Origin of the sequence: Sandarakinorhabdus sp., assembly GCF_032115815.1 — a bacterium.
GTDB lineage: Bacteria > Pseudomonadota > Alphaproteobacteria > Sphingomonadales > Sphingomonadaceae > Sandarakinorhabdus.
Map to the genome: position 1 here is coordinate 866 of NZ_JAUMBI010000242.1, position 1,265 is coordinate 2,130.

1 protein-coding gene is annotated in these 1,265 nt (G+C 67.0%); it reads right to left on the reverse strand.

Going from position 1 to position 1,265, the window contains the following annotated elements; all coding sequences use genetic code 11:
- Positions 1-104: 104 nt before the first annotated feature.
- Positions 105-1,265 (reverse strand): amidohydrolase family protein (locus RT662_RS13755; protein ID WP_313671260.1); only part of this gene is annotated, 1,161 nt, incomplete at its 5' end.

Here is a 1,265-nt window from a genome sequence, read left to right on the forward strand (position 1 = left end):
ACATAATGACCTCGATGTGTGGCATCCATCCATTGCCACCAGAGACGGCCGGTCAAGAGAAACTTCGATGAACGGCGGGCTGGACGCGGCGAGTCGCGGCCTTTTCAACCACTTGTGCCGCCGCGCAGCAGCCGGCCGGGCAGCGCGCCGGTGGCTTCGCCATCGCGGTAGGTGATCTGGCCCGCCACCAGCGTTGCCCTGATCCCGCGGGCTCGCTGCACCAGCCGGCGGCCACCGGCGGGCAGATCATGCGCCACATCCGGCGGCAGCAGGGCAAGGCGGTCGAGATCGATGAGGTTCACATCCGCCCGCAAACCGGGCCGCAACAGGCCGCGATCAGTCAGGCCCAGCGCCCGCGCCGTGTCGTGCGCCTGGCGCTTGATCAGAAATTCCAGCGGCAGCCGGCCATGGTTGCGATCACGCGCCCAGTGGGTGATCAGCGTCGTCGGGAAACTGCCGTCGCAAATCATGCCCACGTGCGCGCCGCCGTCGGACAGGCCGGGGATGGTGTCCGGATGGGCCAACATCGCGCCAACCGCATCCAGATCGCCATCGGCGAAATTCAGGAACGGCACATAGATCATGCCGGCGCGCAGCCATTCGGCTGCCACCACCTCATAGGTCACGCCGCGCCGCATCGCCTCTGCGGCCAGGCTGGATTCGGGCAGCGGCTCATAATTGGGCGGATCGCCCAGCTGATACATGTCACCCCAGCGGTGCAGCAACGCCGTGCCGAGCGCGTTGCCGGCCGGCGGCGGGTTGGCGATCAGCCGGGCAATGAAATCAGGGTCGGCGAGCAATCGCTGTTGTTCATCCAGGCTGGCGCCCTTTGGCCAATCGGGGTGCAGGCTGAACGGATTAAGGGTGAGATCAAGGCCAAGCAACACGCCCACCGGCCTTGCTGCCACCTGCGCCTTCATCGGCAGGCCGGCTGCGGTCGCCTGTTCCAGCATGTCGAGCAATTTCCGCCAACCCAGCGGCGCGACCGGGGATTGGGCGAGCGAAAAGCTGAGCGGCCGGCCAGAGCGTTCGCACAGCCGCCGCATCATGGCGAATTCCGCCACCGGATCGGCGAAATCGGAAACGAATTGCAGCACGCCCTTGCCTGCCCGGCCCAGCGCCAGCGCGATGCCCATCAACTCGTCTTCGGCCGCCGTCAGCGTCGGCGTCGGCTGCCCATCGGACGTGCGGTGATTGAGCGTGCGCGAGGTGGAAAAGCCCATCGCGCCGGCGTGCATCGCGGTTTCGGCCAATCCCGCCATCTG